Source organism: Kribbella sp. NBC_00382 (assembly GCF_036067295.1).
In the GTDB taxonomy this organism is placed as follows: Bacteria; Actinomycetota; Actinomycetes; order Propionibacteriales; family Kribbellaceae; genus Kribbella.
Window position 1 is genome coordinate 8,416,626 of sequence record NZ_CP107954.1, and the last position, 16,642, is coordinate 8,433,267.

Annotated in this window: 14 protein-coding genes; 8 read left to right on the forward strand and 6 right to left on the reverse strand. The window is 68.5% G+C overall.

Translation table 11 applies throughout. The features are described from left to right. The first annotated feature begins 44 nt into the window (after window positions 1-44). From OHA70_RS39425 to OHA70_RS39450, 6 genes are all read left to right on the forward strand, one after another. Window positions 45-1,205, forward strand: a complete 1,161-nt coding sequence (locus tag OHA70_RS39425; protein WP_328326953.1) for a precorrin-3B synthase — start codon at window positions 45-47, stop codon at window positions 1,203-1,205. Beyond that, entirely contained in the window at window positions 1,202-1,834 is a 633-nt protein-coding gene (locus tag OHA70_RS39430; protein WP_328326955.1) for a precorrin-8X methylmutase, read from the forward strand. Before OHA70_RS39425 ends, OHA70_RS39430 begins: the two co-directional genes overlap by 4 nt. Next, complete coding sequence (locus tag OHA70_RS39435) at window positions 1,831-3,342, forward strand: precorrin-2 C(20)-methyltransferase (protein ID WP_328326957.1); 1,512 nt, start codon at window positions 1,831-1,833, stop codon at window positions 3,340-3,342. The genes OHA70_RS39430 and OHA70_RS39435 overlap by 4 nt, the downstream gene beginning before the upstream one ends. A 78-nt stretch (window positions 3,343-3,420) precedes the next feature. Next, window positions 3,421-4,077: a hypothetical protein gene (locus tag OHA70_RS39440; RefSeq protein WP_328326958.1), complete on the forward strand. Its 657-nt coding sequence runs from the start codon at window positions 3,421-3,423 to the stop codon at window positions 4,075-4,077. Between the two features lie 68 nt (window positions 4,078-4,145). Continuing rightward, entirely contained in the window at window positions 4,146-4,793 is a 648-nt protein-coding gene (locus OHA70_RS39445) for a hypothetical protein (RefSeq protein ID WP_328326960.1), read from the forward strand. Window positions 4,794-4,835: 42 nt separating this feature from the next. Beyond that, window positions 4,836-5,897, forward strand: a complete 1,062-nt coding sequence (locus tag OHA70_RS39450; RefSeq protein WP_328326962.1) for an FAD-dependent oxidoreductase — start codon at window positions 4,836-4,838, stop codon at window positions 5,895-5,897. Here the strand turns inward: OHA70_RS39450 and OHA70_RS39455 are convergent. Continuing rightward, window positions 5,894-6,367 (reverse strand): GyrI-like domain-containing protein, encoded by a 474-nt coding sequence (locus OHA70_RS39455; protein WP_328326964.1) that lies wholly within the window; start codon window positions 6,365-6,367, stop codon window positions 5,894-5,896. The two genes, OHA70_RS39450 and OHA70_RS39455, sit on opposite strands and share 4 nt — an antisense overlap. 89 nt (window positions 6,368-6,456) lie before the next feature. Between OHA70_RS39455 and OHA70_RS39460 the strand changes: the two genes are divergently transcribed. After that, window positions 6,457-7,743, forward strand: a complete 1,287-nt coding sequence (locus tag OHA70_RS39460) for a glycoside hydrolase domain-containing protein (protein WP_328326966.1) — start codon at window positions 6,457-6,459, stop codon at window positions 7,741-7,743. On the opposite strand, the gene OHA70_RS39465 is transcribed toward OHA70_RS39460, so the two are convergent. Next, window positions 7,740-9,269 (reverse strand): hypothetical protein, encoded by a 1,530-nt coding sequence (locus OHA70_RS39465; protein ID WP_328326968.1) that lies wholly within the window; start codon window positions 9,267-9,269, stop codon window positions 7,740-7,742. The genes OHA70_RS39460 and OHA70_RS39465 overlap by 4 nt on opposite strands. 28 nt (window positions 9,270-9,297) lie before the next feature. Continuing rightward, window positions 9,298-9,669, reverse strand: a complete 372-nt coding sequence (locus OHA70_RS39470; RefSeq protein WP_328326970.1) for a cupin domain-containing protein — start codon at window positions 9,667-9,669, stop codon at window positions 9,298-9,300. 64 nt (window positions 9,670-9,733) lie between these two features. Here OHA70_RS39470 and OHA70_RS39475 point away from each other — a divergent pair, with 64 nt between their 5' ends. Next, a complete protein-coding gene (locus tag OHA70_RS39475) occupies window positions 9,734-10,198 on the forward strand; it encodes a MarR family winged helix-turn-helix transcriptional regulator (RefSeq protein WP_328326972.1) in 465 nt (154 codons plus the stop codon). A gap of 1,331 nt (window positions 10,199-11,529) precedes the next feature. Here the strand turns inward: OHA70_RS39475 and OHA70_RS39480 are convergent. The 3 genes from OHA70_RS39480 to OHA70_RS39490 are packed head-to-tail and all read right to left on the reverse strand — an operon-like array spanning window position 11,530 to window position 16,628. Next, window positions 11,530-12,792, reverse strand: a complete 1,263-nt coding sequence (locus OHA70_RS39480) for a serine hydrolase domain-containing protein (RefSeq protein ID WP_328326974.1) — start codon at window positions 12,790-12,792, stop codon at window positions 11,530-11,532. 51 nt (window positions 12,793-12,843) lie between these two features. Further along, window positions 12,844-15,699 (reverse strand): DEAD/DEAH box helicase, encoded by a 2,856-nt coding sequence (locus OHA70_RS39485; protein WP_328326976.1) that lies wholly within the window; start codon window positions 15,697-15,699, stop codon window positions 12,844-12,846. 38 nt (window positions 15,700-15,737) lie between these two features. Further along, window positions 15,738-16,628 carry an alpha/beta hydrolase gene (locus OHA70_RS39490; protein WP_328326977.1) on the reverse strand — a complete coding sequence of 297 codons (891 nt, stop codon included), beginning with the start codon at window positions 16,626-16,628 and terminating at the stop codon, window positions 15,738-15,740. Window positions 16,629-16,642: the final 14 nt, after the last annotated feature.

The window sequence follows — 16,642 nt, forward strand, 5'->3', positions numbered from 1 at the left end:
AGGGCTGCTGCGCGGGAAATCGGGCGGGAAAGTAGCATCACGCCGTGGTGCCTCCTGAAAGAACTGTGCCGGACCGCTGTCCGGGCGTTCTCGCCGTGCACGAGGCGGCCGATGGCGGGCTGGCTCGGGTGCGACTGCCTGGTGGCGTGCTGAGCGTGTCCCAGCTGCAGGTGCTGACTACCGCTTCTGTGGAGCTGGGCGACGGGCACCTTGAGCTCACCTCTCGTGCGAACGTGCAGCTCCGGGCGCTGCAGCCTGGTGCGCCGGTGGAGCTGTCTGAGCGGCTGTATGCGGCGGGGTTGCTGCCGTCGATCACGCATGAGCGGGTGCGCAACATCCTCGCCTCACCACTCTCCGGACTCGACCAGCACAGCCGGTACGACGTACTGCCGCTCGTTGGCGAGTTGGACCGCCTACTGTGCGCTACCCCCGGCCTGGCCGCCTTGCCCGGCCGCTTCCTGTTCGCGCTGGACGATGGACGGGGAGACCTGGCATCCGCCAAGGCAGATGTCGCCGTACGGATGCTCGATGGTCAGCAGGGTGAGCTGGTGCTCGCCGGGGTCGCCACCGGAGTGCAGGTGCCTGCCGAGCGCGTGGTCGAGGTGATGGCGGCCGCCGCGGAGGCGTTCCTGTCGGAACGCGCCGAGCAGGAGTCTGAGGCTTGGCGGTTGGGTGAGATGGAGGACGGGCCGCAGAGGGTTCAGAAACGGCTTGGTCTCACCAGCGGTCCGACTGGCCTGCAGGGCGGGAGCGCACCGGCTGTTGCGGGGGCCTTTGGAGGACCTCGTGGGGGTGTGGTGGTGACTGTGCCGCTGGGGGTGCTCGGCGCCGAGCAGGCTCGGGCTTTGGCTGAGGCTGGTTCGGCCGTGCGGGTTACGCCGTGGCGGTCTGTGGTGGTGCCGGGAGGTCAGTGCGCGATGGACGGGCTGCGGCGGGTTGGCTTGGTGTTGGAGGCGGACTCGGCTTGGAATGGGGTTACTGCGTGTGCTGGGCGGCCGGGGTGTGGGAAGGCGTTGGGCGATGTGCGGGGGGATGCTCGGCGCGTAGTACCGGGGTGGTCTGGTGGTGGGCGGGTGCACTGGTCGGGGTGTGAGCGGCGGTGCGGGAAGCCTGGTGGGGAGTTTGTGGATGTGGTTGCCCTCGGGGGTGGCGGTTACGCGGTCGATGGGGTCGCGATGGGAGTCGACGAGGTGAGGGCACAGTGAGTGAGTACGAGTACGTGACCGATGGGGCCGAGATCTATCGGCGGTCGTTCGCGACGATCCGCGCGGAGGCTGCGCTCGACGGGTTGCCGGCCGACGTGGCGCAGGTCGCCGTACGGATGATCCACGCCTGCGGGATGACGGATCTGGTGCAGGATCTCGCCTGGTCGGACGGTGTGGTCAAAGCCGCGCGCGCCGCGTTGCAGGCCGGCGCTCCGATCCTGTGTGACGCATCGATGGTCGCGGCGGGAGTCACCCGCAAGCGGTTGCCCGCGGCCAACGACGTCGTGTGCACCCTGAGCCACCCGTCAGTGCCTGAGCTGGCCGAGCAGTTCAAGACGACCCGGAGCGCCGCCGCGATCGACCTGTGGGCCGATCGGATGGCCGGCTCGGTCGTTGCTATCGGCAACGCTCCGACCGCGTTGTTCCGGTTGCTGGAGCTGATCCGCGACGGTGCGCCCCGTCCGGCCGCAGTACTGGGGATTCCGGTCGGCTTCATCGGTGCCGCCGAGTCCAAGGACGCCTTGGCTGCCAACGAGATGGGCCTCGAATACCTGGTCGTCCGCGGCCGCCGGGGTGGCAGCGCGATCACCGCCGCCGCCATCAACGCGATCGCGAGCGAGGACGAATGACCGGACGGCTCTGGGGTGTCGGGCTCGGCCCGGGCGACCCCGAACTCGTCACCGTGAAGGCAGCCCGGCTGATCGGCGAGGCAGACGTCATCGCATACCACAGCGCGCGGCACGGCCGGAGCATCGCGCGCTCAGTGGCAGCGCCGTACCTGCGTGAAGGCCAGCTCGAAGAGTTGCTGAGGTACCCGCTGACCACCGAGACCACGGATCACCCAGGCGGCTATCAGGGCGCCATGGACGACTTCTACGCCGACTGCGCAGCACGGCTCGCGGCGCATCTCGATGCCGGGCGCAACGTCGTCGTACTGGCCGAAGGCGATCCGCTCTTCTACGGCTCCTACATGCACATGCACAAGCGCCTCACTGACCGCTACACGTGCGAGGTAGTGCCTGGGGTGACCTCCGTGAGCGCAGCGGCGGCAGTACTCGGCAGGCCATTGTGCGAGCGCGACGAGATCCTCACGATCCTCCCCGGCACCTTGCCACCCGACGTACTGGCCGAGCGGCTGCGCACTACTGACGCTGCAGCCGTCATGAAGCTCGGTAGGACTTTCACCAACGTACGTGAGGCTTTCGAGCTCTCCGGCCGGGCAGACGAGGCCTGGTACGTCGAACGCGCGACCACCGACGCCCAGCGCACCTCTCCCCTGGCAGACGTCGATCCGGCCTCCGTGCCGTACTTCTCCCTGGCCCTGCTCCCCAGCCCGATCAACACCCCGGCACCGGAGGCCGTACTGCCTAGGGAGAGCGCAGAGGGCTCAGTGACGGTCGTAGGGCTCGGACCGGCCGGGCCGGAGTGGATGACCCCACAGGTCCGCAATGCGATCGCCGAGGCCGACGACCTGATCGGCTACGGCCCGTACATCGACCGGCTGCCCGACCGCGCCCGGCAACGCAAGCACGGGTCGGACAACAAGGTGGAGTCCGAGCGGGCCGCCTTCGCCCTCGACCTGGCCCGCAAGGGCTCGCGGGTCGTCGTGGTGTCCTCTGGGGATCCAGGGGTGTTCGCCATGGCCAGTGCGGTCACCGAGGTCGCCTCTCAGCCGGAGTACGCCGACCTCGCCGTCACCGTGTTGCCGGGGATGACTGCGGCGCAGGCGGTGGCTAGTCGCGTCGGTGCGCCTCTCGGCCACGACTACTGCGTGCTATCGCTGTCGGACCGCCTCAAGCCGTGGGAGGTGATCGCTGCCCGCCTGAGCGCGGCAGCGGCCGCCGATCTCGCCATAGCGATCTACAACCCAGCCTCTAAGTCCCGTACCTGGCAAGTGGCCGCCACCCGCGACCTGCTGCTCGAACACCGCGCACCGACGACCCCTGTGATCGTCGGGCGTGATGTGGGCGGCGCGAGCGAGTCAGTCACCGTCACCACGCTGGCCGAGCTGGACCCGGCCACCGTCGACATGCGGTGCCTACTGCTGATCGGCTCCTCGCAGACGCAGACAGTCCCCCGCCCTGCCGGTCCGCTGGTTTTCACTCCCCGCCGCTACCCGCGCACAGAGGATCGTTAATTCCTCTCAAGGCCCGCATGAGTCACCTGGTTCACGGGTAGGCCCCCGGCGCAGGGCTGACATGTGAGGGGAACGGCAGTGGAACAGAGCATCCTGGATGAACCTGAGGCCGATACGACGACCCGGCGGTACGAGGAAGCCCGGGCCGCTGCTCATCGCGCGATGAGCAGCGTCACGCTGGTCCCCGACAGGCCGGCGGCCGAGCCGACAGAGCCGGAACGGCTGTCCTACCGAGGGTTCAAGTTCGGCGCCGCGTTCTTCGGCTGGCTGATCATGATCTCGATGCTCGTCCTGCTCTCCGCCGTCGTCGGCGGTGCGGCCATAGCCGGCTACTACATTCTGGGCTATACCAAAACCGATCTCGAGGACAACGCCGGCACCGTCGCCATCAGCGCCGCGGCGGCGGTGGTCGTGGTGATCACCTTGGCCTACTACATCGGCGGCTACGTCGCGGGCCGGCTGGCCCGGTTCGACGGGATGCGGCAGGGGTTCGGGGTCTGGATGATCTCGCTGCTGCTGATCGTGCTCGCCTCGTCCGCCGGCGCGTTCCTGAACAGCCGCGAGGACTACGCCGGCCGGATCGACCGTCCCAATGTGCCCCTGACCGACGACACCCTGCTGACCGGCGGGCTCATCACGGCCGCCGCGCTGCTGATGCTGCCGCTGCTCTTCGCGCTGCTCGGCGGCCGGACGGGGCAGCGCTACCACGACAAGATCGACGATTTGATCGCTTAAAGAGTTGAGACGAATACAGGCGGGTACGGGTATTGCGAACGGGGCTGTCGAGGTGAGGAGACGGCGAGATGGTTCAGCAGTACCGGGACGAGGCTGACACCCAGCGGTTCCCGCACAAGGAGTTCACCGAGGACACCGCGGTGGAGCGGCCGACGGCCACGCACCGTGCAGATATCAAGACGTCCACGGCGGCCGAGGTCGACCCGGTGTACCGGGGCTTCAAGTCCGGCGCCGCCTTCTTCGGCTGGCTGATCGCGATCGGCCTGACGGTCCTGCTGACCGGGATCATCGGCGCCATCGCCGCCGCGGTCGACTACGCGGTCACGATCGACCGGTCGATGGCAGAGGACAACGCCGGCACCATCGGCATCGTCTCGGCCGTACTGCTCGTGCTGATGATGGCGATCGCCTACTACAACGGCGGGTACGTCGCCGGCCGGCTCGCCCGCTTCGACGGCGCGCGCCAGGGCTTCGGCGTCTGGGCGATCGGGTTCATCGTGACGCTGGTCGTCGCCGGGATCGGCGCGCTGGCGGGGTCGCAGTACGACGTACTGGACCGGGTCGATCTGCCGTCCGTCCCGATCGCGGACCAGGACCTGACCACGGGCAGCCTGATTCTGGCGGCCGCTGTCGTGGTGACCAGCCTGCTGGCCGCGGTGATCGGCGGCAAGGCGGGCCAGCGCTACCACAAGCGCATCGACAACAGCTGGGGCTAGGCGAGCGGGAGTAAGGCGGTCGGCCCGGCTGTTGCACCGGGTGTGAAGAGGACCCAGGTTGCGGTGATCGGGGCCGGCCAGGCCGGGCTGTCGGCGGCGTACCACCTCGTCAGGATGGGGTTCCCCCGGTACGACGGGGTGGTGGTGCTCGACCGCAACCCGGCACCAGGTGGGGCGTGGCAGCACCGCTGGGACTCGCTCACCATGCACGACGTGCACGGCATCGCCAACCTGCCGGGGGTCTCGGTACCGGCGAGTGCTGGTGAGGAGCGGGCCAATGCGTTCGTCCCGCGGTACTTCGCCGACTACGAGACTCGCTTCGAGCTCCCCGTCGTACGGCCAGTGATCGTGGAGAGCGTGCGGCACGACAGCGAGCTGTTCGAGCTGACCACCGACCACGGCGACTACGAGGCGTCGGCGATTGTGAACGCGACCGGGACTTGGAATCGGCCGTTCATTCCCTGGTATCCGGGGATCGAGACCTTCAAGGGACGGCAGCTGCACACGGCCGACTACAGCGGCGCCGGCGAGTTCGCCGGGAAGCATGTGCTGGTGGTCGGCGGGGGTGCGTCGGCGGTGCAGTTGCTCGCGGAGATCTCCGAGGTCGCGAGTACGACGTGGGTGACTCGGAGGCCGCCGGAGTGGCGGATGCCGGGTGAGGAGTTCGGGCCGGAGATCGGGCGGCAGATCATCGCCAAGGTCGAGGAGCGCGTCCGGGCCGGGCTGCCGCCGAAGAGCGTGGTCGCGGTGACGGGTCTGCAGTTGCGCGAGCAGGAGCAGGCGGCGTACCGGAAGGGCGTTTACACACGGCTGCCGATGTTCTCCCGGATCACGCCCGACGGTGTGGAGTGGGCGGACGGTCGGGTGGAGCACGTCGACGCGATCCTGTGGGCGACCGGCTTCCGTGCCGACCTGGCGCATCTCGCGCCGCTGCACCTGCGCGAACCGTCGGGCGGCATCCGCATGGACGGTACGCACACGGTGCTCGAGCCGCGCGTACACCTGATTGGCTACGGCCCGTCAGCCAGCACCATCGGCGGTAACCGCGCCGGCTTCCAGGCCGCGCGCCAGTTGCGCGACCTGCTCCAGCCCGTCGCCGCCTAGCCGCGGAGGCGGAACAGCAGTTCGGTTTCCCACTGGTCCATCGGGACCTCTTGCGGGTCTGACTTGTAGACCTCGAGCCGGCTGCCCCACAGGTTGCCGTTGACATCCCACTCCAGGCCCTCCTTCTCGGCCCAGGCCAGCAGTTCGCCGGTCGCGCCTTCGAGCCCGTCCGGATGGCCGATGTGGGTAACGCTCACGTAGCGGCCGCCCGGCAGAACACCGCCGACGATCTCGCCCTCGCCGTGGTGGCGTTCCTCCACCGGCACACCGATCTGCAGTCCGAGGTCATGCTCCATGTCGACCAAGGTGTAGCGGAAGAACACGTCGCCGATCGGGTCGATCGTGCGGGCGGCGAGCCACCCGAACAGCTCAGGTGTCCGCCGGGCGAAGTCGGCGATCCCGCTCATCGGGACCTTGCCGCTGAGCGCGATGTACGGCTGGTCTTCGCGCTCGACAATCGTGGGTTCCATACCGCTCCTCCAATGCTGTTCTCCGCAGACTAGCCCCTTGCAGGGCACGTCGTTGAGGCGTGTACTGCAAAGGCCAGGGGGTGGGTTGGATGAAGCGTTTGCTATTGGTTGTGGCGTTGCTGTTCATGGGGTTGGCGGCACCGGCGGCGGCCGAGCCGGCTACGTCGGTCGGGTATCCGGCTAGTGCGACAGCTACTAGATACAAGGGGCTGGCGTTCGACACCTGTACTGCGCCGACGGTCGCGACGATGTCCTCGTGGCTGGCGTCGCCGTACAGGGCGATGGGGATCTACTTCGGCGGGGTGAACCGGGGATGCCCGAATCAGCCGGAGCTCACGGGCAGTTGGGTACGCACTGTTACGCGGATGGGGTGGCGGCTCATCCCTGTGTACATGGGGTATCAGGCGCCGTGCACTACGCGGCCCAACGCAGTGAAGCTGACCGTGTCGTCTGCTGCGACTCAGGGGACGGCGCAGGCGGCGGATGCCGCGGCCAAGGCTGCAGCACTCGGGATCCTGCCGGGTAGTGCGCTCTATGGCGACATGGAGCACTACGACGTCAACGACGCGACCTGCAGGGCGGCAGTACTGCGGTACCTCTCGTCCTGGACGAAGGAACTGCACCGCCGCGGCTACATCTCCGCCGTGTACGCCCACCAGGACTCCGGCGCGCGTCACCTGGCGGAGGTCTACAACTCGACCTCCTACGCGCGCCCGGACGCGGTGTGGATCGCCCGTTGGAACCAGAACTCCGCACTGACGGGTTGGCCACTCATCTCGGATCGCTATTGGTCCATGGGCCAGCGGGCTAAGCAGTACAACGGCGACCACAACGAGACGTACGGCGGCGTCACCCTCAACATCGACAACGACCGCTTCGACGCACCGGTCGCGTCTACTTGGTACACGTACACCCTCCGGACGAACATCTACGCCTACAGCGGTCCGTCCACCGCCTACCCGAGGCGGGCGACGATCGCCCGCAACGCCGGCATCCGCATCGTCTGCCAGACCTTCGGCCCGAAGATCGGTACCAGCGCCGTCTGGGACAAGCTGATCGACGGCACCTACGTCACGGACTACTACGTCCGTACGCCCGGCAACCCCGGCTACAGCGCGCCCATCCCGGGTTGCAGCCTCCCGTACCAGACCACAACCGACAACCTGGCCAGGCGGCACGGCCCTGGTACCTCATACGCCACCTACCCGGGCCTCCTGCCGATCGGCTCCCTGGCCTGGGTCACCTGCCAACGAGCCGGCACCACCGTCGGTACCACCGCAGTCTGGAACCGCCTGAGCGACGGCACCTGGGTCACCGACTACTACGTAGCCAACCCAAGCAACACCACCTACAGCGCCCCCATCCGCCGCTGCTAGTCCCTCACCCATGGCAACGCCGCCCAGTCGATCAGGGCAGGACTGCCTGCGTTCAGAGCACGTACGGCGGAGCAGAATGCACGCCAGGCGTCCTCGTTGCGTGCCGAGAGCGAGCCATTGCTGAGGAGCGGCTCCAACGCGACGGCCACCCGGGTCGCCCACTCGCTCATGACGTCCCAGTGCTCGCCGCCGTAAGACTGCAGCGTCGCGAGGCCACGGACGATCTCCGGCATCAGGTAGGCCCCGTCCGATGCGACCAGGTCGGTCTGAAGTTGTTGCACCGAGTGCTCGAGCGCCATCCCGGTCGACTGCTTCGCCTCGTCACCGTAGCGGGCCGGATCGCCTTCGGGTGCCTGGCCGATCGGCTCCTGAAGCTGCGCGGCGAGCCGCGCTCCGACCGTCACCGGTAGCTGCGGCACCGGGCCGAGCCAGCGGAATTCGTGGTGCTCCCGCTCCAGTTCACCCTGATCGTCCAGGAAGATCGGCCAGACGAGTTGTCCCCGGCCGGTGGCCAGCGTCACTCGGCCCGCACGCGTTCGCGAGCCGTGTTCGCCCTGGTACGCGGCGGTGATGCCCGCCCGAGTACCGACGAGCAGTTCGTCGCCGGCGGGAGAGACGGCGACGCCCCAGCAGGCCGGGTCCACGTCGCCCTGCCCGTCGACGTGGAGCTGCGGGAACTCACCGACGTACTCGGCCGAGGACAGATCGTAGAGCCTCGGCACACCGCCGCCGGCCTCGTTGACGACGGTGATGAGCGTGGCCGGACGCAGCGGCCACCAGGCAGCGTTCTCGACCGGCGCCTGCATCCAGCGCCCGGTCGCGACCTCGACCAGCCAGGCCTTCGACCCGCCGTCGAGCAACAGCCAGCCACCGTCGGGGCTGAAGCGGATCTCCTCGCCTCCGCTCACACCGTCGATGAAGGTCAGGATTCTGTGCGACCCACTGCCGTCGATCAGCGCGACGGACCCCAGCGAGCCGCCCCAGGACTCGAAGAAGGCCATCGATCCGCTCGACGGCCACAGATCGACCGAGAGGACGTCGGCGTTCATCAGCGCCGGGACGAGCGCGCCGGAGCGATCGGACCCGCAGTACAGGTTGCCCGCTGGATAGACCATCCCGTTGTGCTCGCGCCAGGAGATCAGGTTCCGGCCGTCCATGGCGCCGAGATCCAGGGCCGGCGGCAGCCCGAGACCCCCGTGGCTCAAATGGGCTGCCGCCGCGATCCGCCCGCTGGCGGGGTCGTGGACGAGGCTCCTGGTCGTCAGCCAGCCAGGGTTCATGCGCTGGCCGGTATCCGACCTGACCGTCCGTTCGAAGCCGCTGCCCTGGTGGTTCTGGAGTGCCAGCCCCAAGGCGTTGACCCGGTCGAAGTCTTTGCCGCCCGCACCCGGGGAGTGCTTGATGCTCTCCGAGACGGTGAACTCCGCCGCCGGTAGGCCGATCACCCCCACCCGTCCCGGACGGCGGCCGGGAGGAGCGATCGTCAGGCTGTCCCAGAGCGGTTGGCGCGTCGTCATCTCCGTCATGCCTGCCCCTGACGGACAACGCCTCCAGCTACTGGGCCCAGGGCGGCTGAACGGTGGTGCCGTCGGCCATGGTGCCGGTCAAGCCTGCGGTGATGGCGACGTAGAGCTCGGCCTCGGTCTCCCCGAGGTTGCGCACCTGGATCGGCTCTCCGGCCAGTACTACGGCCGCGTCGCCTGCCTCGAGCTTCTCGCCGTCCGGCGTGAGCTGCACCGTGCCGGACAGCACCATGAAGACCTCGTCGCGGTCCAGCGTGTGCGGCGCATCGTTGCGCTGGCCTGTATCGAGCCGCAACCGCCACGTGCAAAGGCCTTTCGAGCCACGGCTGGGTGCGGCCATCACGGTGAACTGCGCGCCCGGAAGGTCGAACCGCGGCGCATCGGCCGCGCGGGTGATCGGCATCTCGTTCCCCCTAGCTATTTAGACAAGCTGACTTGTTCAACTTGACTTGTCTATCATGAGAGACATGGCGACAAATGACAAGCCCGATTTCGGCATCCTGCTGCTCCTCGCCGAACAGGAGTTCGTCCGCGAACTCCGCGCGGCCACCGCGGCGCAGGGCTTCGACGACCAGGGCCGCTCCGACGGCTTCGTCTTCCGCACCCTCGGCGCCGGGCCGGCAACCATCAGCACCCTGGCGACCCGGCTGGACATCACCAAACAGGGCGCGGCGCAGATTGTCGACGACATGGAGCGGCGAGGGTACGTGGAGCGGCACCCCGATCCGACGGACGGACGGGCGCGACTGATCCACCTGTCAGCGCGCGGCGAGGCTGCTTTGAAGGCGGCCCGGCGCTTCCACCAGGCGTACGAACGCAAGCTGCGCAAGACCTACGGCGACGAAGTGATCGACGCGGTCCGTGCTGTCTTCACCGCAATGGCAGGCGAAGACAGCACCACCGATCCGCACTTCAGAGCACTGATGTTCTAGCGGGTTGAGTGGTTGCTGTTGGTGCTGTGGATTCGGGGCTGGTGCGGTACGGGACTCTGGATCGCGTCGCCGGGCTGCTTGAGTGTCCTAGTCGAGCCGGTGGGTATCAAGGGCGCTTCGCGTCCCTTCGGGATCGAACAAGTTCGACCCTTGACACCCACCACCACGACCAGGGAAAGACGCAGCTATCCCGGAGCCGCTGACAAGACCGGCAACAATCGACAGTCCACCACCAACGCCCGGCCGACCCGTGTCGCGGCCCGCGACAAGCACAGCCGGCCCCGACGGGCAGGGCCACCACCGGGGTCGGCCACTAACGAGTTATTCGGCCCGAGACGGGTCCAGGGCACCGATTCGCCCGGCCACTGGCAGGTTTTCGTACCGGTGGCGTGAAGCATCACGCCGGTGGCACCAAAACCCGCCAGCGAACACCATTTCTTCACCGACTGACACCCCTACAGGTCGCCAGCCGGTGAACAACCCGCCCCCCAACCCCAGACCAGCCCGGATCAGGCCATCGCGCGCCGAGCCGTCGCCGCGCGACACCACCATCCCCACCAACACACCTGTCCCGCCGCGACCGAGAGCACCACCCGGACCGCCACCACACACCAACCCCGACACCCAGCCCTCGACACGCCGGGGTAATCGCTTGCTGACCGGGTTTGGTGTTCGCTGGCGGACCGGTCCGAGCGCCGGGCGACCGCCAGCCCATCAAACGCCCCGCAAACCACCCCGACACGCCGAGCCAGACGTTGCCCTCCGGGGCATTGATGGGCTGGCGGTCGCACGTTGCCCTCAGCAACCAATCTCAGCCACCCCGGCGACCGCGGCCCCGCCGCACAAGCCCCCTTGCCGCCGTCACCCCGCAACACGACCCGCCTTGCCATCGGCACCCCGGAACAAGACCCGCCTTGCGATCGCCACCCCGCGACACGACCCACCTTGCCACCGTCACCCCGCAACACGACCCACCTTGCCACCGGCACCCCGCAACACGAGCCGCCTTGCCATCGGCACCCCCGGCACACGAGCCGCCTCGCGATTGGTGCTCCGGGACACGACCCGCCTTGCGATCGGCGCCCCGGGACACGAGCCGCCTTGGCAAGGTGCCCCTCCGGCTCAGACCCCTCCGCGGGATCCGCGTAGCTGCGTCCTTCCCTGGTCGAGAGGGTGTGGGTCAAGAGTCGAACTTGTTCGATCCCGAAGGGACGCGAAGCGCTCTTGACGCACACCCTCTCGACTAGGACACTCCCGCGGCGGAGACCGCGCACCACAGCACCCTTACCGCGGCACCCCGCCACCACACCCGGCCTTGCGAGGAGGCGGGTTCAGCTGGGGAAGTACTGCGGGAAGAGGTCGTTGGTAGGCCAGGTCTTCACGCCCTGGGCTGCGGTCCACATGGCTGCGTCGATGTCGCCGTATGACTTGCCGCTGGGGTCGTCGCGGCGGTTGAAGAGTGCGGCCCAGCTCATGCCGTTGTACGTGCGGACGAGCAGGGTGAAGGTTCCGGGGAGGCTGCCGGTGTGCCAGGTGTTGCGGCCGGTGCCGCCCTGGGTCGTCGGGCGGACCTGCCAGCCGAGGCCGTAGTACCAGCCGTCGGGCGATACGCCGGTCTCGGGCTTGGCCCAGACGCTGGCCAGCGAGGTGCTGTTCAGGACGGTGCCTGGCGCGTCGAACATCTTGGCCCAGCGGACCAGATCCGGGGCGCTCGCGATCCAGCCGCCGTTGGCGTCGTGGATGCGCATGCTGAAGGACCCGTACGGCGCTGCGACGACCTTGCCCGTCATGTCCAGGACCGTCTTCGCCGTGTACTGCGAGTCGTACGGCACCTCGCCCGCGTGCTTGGCGATCGTGTAGCCCTGCGCCATCCGGGTGATCTTCAACGGGGTCAGCAACTTCTGCTGCACGTACGTCGCATAGGGCAGCCCGCTGACCTTCTCGATCACGCGGCCGGCGAGCAGGAAGCCGTAGTTGGAGTAGGCAACCTTCGTACCGGGTGCGTTGTCGAGCGGCCGCCCGGCCATGAACTTGATGACGTCGGCGTGCTGCAACTCCATCGGGACGCCGAGCGCCTTGGCGATGGTCGCGTCCATGCCGGTCGGGTCGCCGGACACGTCGCGGTCCCAGCCGCCGAGGTGCTGGAGGAGCCGCTTGATGGTGACCGTCTTCAGCCGCGGGTCGACCGTCTGCCCGGCCGGCGGGGTGAAGGTGAGGATCGACGTCACCGGCGTGGTCAGGCTGAGCTTGCCGTCCTGCACCAGCTTGAGGATCGCCGCCGACGTGAACGACTTCGTCAGCGAGGCGACCCGGAACAACGAGGTCGGCTGGACGGCCAGCGTGGACTCGGTGCTGTAGCCGCGGGCAAGTACCAGCCGGCCCTTGTACGTCACCGCCAACTGACCCGCCGTCACGCCGCGCGCCTGCATGAAGGTCTTCATCTGGTTGTCGAAACCAGCCAGCGCCGGCACTGCGGTCCCGGTCGCCTTCCACGTCGCGGCGGCGTCGGCGGACCTGATCACCGCCGTCCCGAGAGCCGCTGCTCCCCCGGTCGCGACGACGAGCTTGCCGAGATTACGGCGTGACAGTTCCACTGACGTGAACTCCTTCAAACACAGGCGGTTGAACGTCAAAAACTACAAGCTCTAGGGTTCGTCGACGACCGATGCGTAGGAGATCACGCCACGGCGGATCTGGTCCGTGACCTGGCGGGCGGTCTTGCGCAGTGGCGTCGGGCCGGCCGCGTCGGCGACCTGTTCGGTGAGGTCGATCAGTTGCTTCACCCAACGGACGAAGTCACCGGCCGCAAGGTCGGACTCGTACAGCACCTCGGCCAGCGAAGCACCCGACGCCCAGCGGAAGGCGGCCCAGGAGAAGCCGAGATCCATCGGGCGCAAGAAGTCGACGCGCATGTCCCGCTCGAGCGCCGACAGGTCCCGCCAGATGGTGCCCATCTTCTCGAGCGCGGTCCGTACCTCACCACGCGGCAACCGCGGCGACGTCGGCTCATCCTTGGACCGCGACTCGTACACCAGCGCCGCCAGACAAGCCGCCAACTCCGGTACGTCGAGATCGTCGAACACCCCCACCCGCAGGCATTCCGCCGCGACCAGGTCGAGCTCGGTGTAGATCCGCGAGAGCCGATCGCCGGCCTCCGTCGTCTTGTCGCCGTCCAGGTAGTGCAACGCGTCGAGCACCTGGCAGACCCGGTCGAACTGACGGGCGATCGTGTTCGTCCGCTGCTCGATCTTGCGTTGCGTGTCGCGGTTCTCCCGGTCGAGCCGGAAGTACCGCTCGGCCCAGCGGGCGTGGTCCTCGCGATCCGAGCAACCGTGGCACGGGTGCGCACGCAGCTCGGCCCGCATCTGCTGCAACTCGGGATCGTCCGCGTGCGTGACGACGTCACCGCTCCGGCTGCGCGACGACGGCGGACCGTCCTCACCGAGCATGTCGGTCCGACCGCGGAGCACGTGGGCAAGCTCGCGGCGCTGCTGCGGGTTGCGGGCGTTGAACTTCTTCGGCACCCGCAGCGTGCTGATCGCCTCGACCGGGGTCGGGAAGTCGATCATCGACAGCTTGCGCACCTGCCGGTCCAGCGTCAGTACGGTCGGCCGCGGCCCCTCGCGCTCGGACCGTACGCCGGCGTCGAGTACCAGAGCCCAGCCCGCGCTCCGGCCGGCCGGGATCCGGATGATGTCGCCGATCCGCAGCTTCTCCAGCGACGCTTGAGCCTCGACCCGGCGATCCAGCTTGCGCGCCTTCGAGCCCGACGACTCGCGATCACCGATCCGGCGGCGCAGCGCGGCGTACTCGAGGAAGTCGCCGAGGTGGCAGTCGATGGACTCCTTGTACCCCTCCAGCGCCTCCGTGTTGCGCTGCACCTGGCGCGCCAACCCCACCACAGCCTGGTCGGACTGGAACTGCGCGAACGACAGCTCCAGCATGTCGCGCGCCCGCGAGCGCCCGACCTGGCGGACCAGGTTGACGGCCATGTTGTACGACGGGGAGAACGACGACCGCAACGGATAAGTACGAGTCGACGCAAGACCAGCAACCGCACGTGGGTCGAATCCCGGCTGCCAGAGCACGACCGCGTGCCCCTCGACGTCGATGCCTCGGCGCCCGGCCCGGCCGGTCAGCTGGGTGTACTCCCCTGGCGTGATGTCGACGTGGGCCTCGCCGTTCCACTTGCTCAGCTTCTCCAGCACCACCGTGCGGGCCGGCATGTTGATGCCTAGGGCAAGCGTCTCGGTGGCGAAGACGACCTTGATCAGGCCGCGCGCGAACAGCTCCTCGACGACCTCCTTGAAGGCCGCGAGCATGCCCGCGTGGTGCGCCGCGATGCCGCGACTGAGCGCCTCACTGAAGTCGTGGTACCCGAGCACGCCGAGGTCCTCGTCCGGCAGGTCCACCATCCGCTCAGCGAGCACCCGCCTGATCTCGGTCTGCTCGCTCGGCTTGGTCAGCCGCAGGCCGGAACGCAGGCACTGCAGCATCGCGTCCTCGCAGCCCTTGCGGGAGAAGATGAAGTAGATCGCCGGCAGCAGCGCGCCGGCATCCAGCTCCTCGACCACGTCGGACCGGTACGGCGTGAAGTGCGACCGGGCCGGCCGGCTCTTGGGCAGATCCCGCCGGCGGCGCGGCCTGCGTGAGTCGTCCTTGAAGATCCGGCTGTCGTCGCGGGCGATCTTGACCAGCTGCGGGTTGACCATGTCCTTCAGGTCAGGCCCCCCGCTGCTGGCCTTGGCCGGGTTCCCAGACTTCGACTTCGGCGCGGTGTACGACGGCCCGTACTGCGCTACGCCACCGGCGCGCGCGGTCGGCGCCTCCCCCGCGAACAGGTCGTGCAGCCGCTTGCCGACCATCACGTGCTGGAACAGCGGTACCGGCCGCTTCTCCTCCAGCACCACCACGGTGTTGCCGCGGACGGTCTCCAGCCAGTCGCCGAACTCCTCCGCGTTGCTCACCGTCGCCGACAGCGATACCACCGAGACCGACTCCGGCAGGTGGATGATCACTTCCTCCCAGACCGCACCGCGGGCCCGGTCTGCGAGGTAGTGCACCTCGTCCATCACCACGTACGACAGGCCGAGCAACGTCTGCGAGGCGGCGTACAGCATGTTGCGCAGCACCTCGGTCGTCATCACGACGATCGGCGCCTCGGAGTTGATCGAGTTGTCACCGGTCAGCAGGCCGACGTTGTCGTGGCCGTAGCGGCGGACGAGATCGCTGTACTTCTGGTTGCTCAGTGCCTTGATCGGGGTGGTGTAGAAGCACTTCTGCCCGCGCTGCAGGGCCAGGTGCACGGCGAACTCGCCGACCAGCGTCTTGCCCGACCCGGTCGGCGCGGCGACCAGCACCTGGTGCCCGTCCTCCAGCGCCGCGCACGCCCGCAACTGGAAGTCGTCCAGCTGGAAGTCGTACAGCGAGCGGAACTCCCGCACCGCGGGGTGCTCCTGGTCCGAGCGGAAAACGGCATACTTCTCGGACGGAGTACTCATGCCCCCAATCTATGCGAAGCCACCCCCAGAAACCCGCGCTACCCGACCGGCTGGTCCCCGAGTCGGCGTCGCAGGAAGGCCGCAGCCCGCTCGAGCGCCTCATCGGCCTCGGGCAGGAAACCGGTGAAGTACTGGAACACGTGCGGCGCCCCGGCGACCACGTCCAGGCTGACGTCGACCTCGGCTTCGGCGGCCCGGACCGCCAGGCGCAGCGAGTCGTCCAACAGGACCTCGGCCGATCCGACCTGGACCAACAGCGGCGGCAGACCGGTCAGGTCCGCGAACAGCGGGCTGGCCAGCTCGTCCCGCGGGTCCTGACCGCCGACGTACCAGTCCGCAGACTCGGCCATCTGGGCCCGGCTGAACAGCGGGTCGAAGTCGCCCCGCGAGTCGATGCTCCCGCCGCTCAACGACACATCAGTCCACGGCGAGTACAGGACAGCCGCTGCCGGCTGAGGCAGCCCGGCCGTGCGCGCCGCGAGCATCAACGCGAGCGCGAGCCCGCCACCGGCCGAATCCCCTGCTACGACGACCTTCTGGCCACTCTCGAGCAGCTCCCGGTACGCCGCGAGCGCATCGTCGACCGCGGCCGGGAACGGGTCCTCCGGCGCCAGCCGATACTCCAGCGACACAGCCGGTACGCCGGTACTCCGCGCCAGCGGCGCCGCAAGGTTGGCCCCCGTGCGCGCGGATCCGATCGAGTAGCCGCCGCCGTGGAGGTAAAGGATGACGCCCTCGCCCTCGGCGCCGTCGATGTGGACGTCCAGCGCGGGACGGCCGCCCAGCGTCCGGGGACTCAGCGTCACGTCCTCACCGAGCGGGCGACTGGCGAACATCTCGTCGAAGCCGGCGCGCTGCTCGGCGGGCGTCTGGCCGAGTTCGGCCTTGCTGATCAGGCTGCGCGCCTGCTCACGTTGCTCCCTGCTCATCGTGCACCTCTCCT

What these genes read in the sequence shown, in the direction of transcription:
- OHA70_RS39435 (WP_328326957.1), top strand. Translation starts at nt 1,831, where the DNA reads ATGACCGGACGGCTCTGGGGTGTCGGGCTCGGCCCGGGCGACCCCGAA.
- OHA70_RS39445 (WP_328326960.1), top strand. Translation starts at nt 4,146, where the DNA reads ATGGTTCAGCAGTACCGGGACGAGGCTGACACCCAGCGGTTCCCGCAC.
- OHA70_RS39455 (WP_328326964.1), bottom strand. Translation starts at nt 6,367, where the DNA reads ATGGAACCCACGATTGTCGAGCGCGAAGACCAGCCGTACATCGCGCTC.
- OHA70_RS39460 (WP_328326966.1), top strand. Translation starts at nt 6,457, where the DNA reads ATGAAGCGTTTGCTATTGGTTGTGGCGTTGCTGTTCATGGGGTTGGCG.
- OHA70_RS39465 (WP_328326968.1), bottom strand. Translation starts at nt 9,269, where the DNA reads ATGACGGAGATGACGACGCGCCAACCGCTCTGGGACAGCCTGACGATC.
- OHA70_RS39470 (WP_328326970.1), bottom strand. Translation starts at nt 9,669, where the DNA reads ATGCCGATCACCCGCGCGGCCGATGCGCCGCGGTTCGACCTTCCGGGC.
- OHA70_RS39475 (WP_328326972.1), top strand. Translation starts at nt 9,734, where the DNA reads ATGGCGACAAATGACAAGCCCGATTTCGGCATCCTGCTGCTCCTCGCC.
- OHA70_RS39485 (WP_328326976.1), bottom strand. Translation starts at nt 15,699, where the DNA reads ATGAGTACTCCGTCCGAGAAGTATGCCGTTTTCCGCTCGGACCAGGAG.
- OHA70_RS39490 (WP_328326977.1), bottom strand. Translation starts at nt 16,628, where the DNA reads ATGAGCAGGGAGCAACGTGAGCAGGCGCGCAGCCTGATCAGCAAGGCC.